We start from the raw sequence: 675 nt of genomic DNA, 5'->3' as shown, positions 1-675 counted from the left end.
AAGGTACGAGACCGAACATTATACCACTCAGTGTTTGGGTGGTCGGCTAAGTTGGCAAGGTACTCGATGTCACTCACTTGCTCACAGAATAAAGATAGCCAACTTAAATAGGTCAAATATCGCGCGCCATCGAGAGCATTGTATTCCTCTTTCTTTGCTACTAGAGTCACCTCCGCTTTGGGGAGCACCACCGAAATCGTCTCACCATTACTCAATAGCTGTGACTGCACTAATTTAATATCAAAGTACTGATGCATATCCATTGCTCTAAGACTGGATTCTATGTCTCCAGCCTTGTGGTATAAACTACTGGTTAGATAAAGGCCTGCAAGACTCACGCGATATAAATCGACTTTCCCGATTTTAGAGTAAAGCTCAAAGTCATCTAGCAGTAGTTTACATTTCATCCCGTATGGATTCGAAAGCCTTTTTAGGTGGTCTGCATGGCATGGCATGGCATGGCATTGGTTTAAAGTGTTCTTTTGATGTCATATAAACATTTCTCTTTAATTTATAAACTGGATCGAAGGAGTTAGTTAACGCCGCATTAAGGGGTGAACAACGCATTCCACCCAAACTAAACCATTGTGCCGTAAATACTAAAGCCAATTCAAACCAAAACTGCCAAGCGTTGTGAATCCCTCTTGAATGCTTTGTTAGTTGCCAAACCTAAAG

At 41.8% G+C, this 675-nt stretch carries 1 pseudogene; it reads right to left on the bottom strand.

Going from position 1 to position 675, the window contains the following annotated elements:
* A pseudogene (locus R7Q48_RS27840) lies at positions 1 to 407 on the bottom strand (hypothetical protein); the annotation flags it as partial.
* Positions 408 to 675 lie beyond the last annotated feature (268 nt).

It is taken from the genome of Vibrio sp. 378, assembly GCF_033339435.1.
The sequence above is the reverse complement of the archived record's forward strand: the minus strand, read 5'-3'. Positions and strand labels throughout refer to the sequence as shown.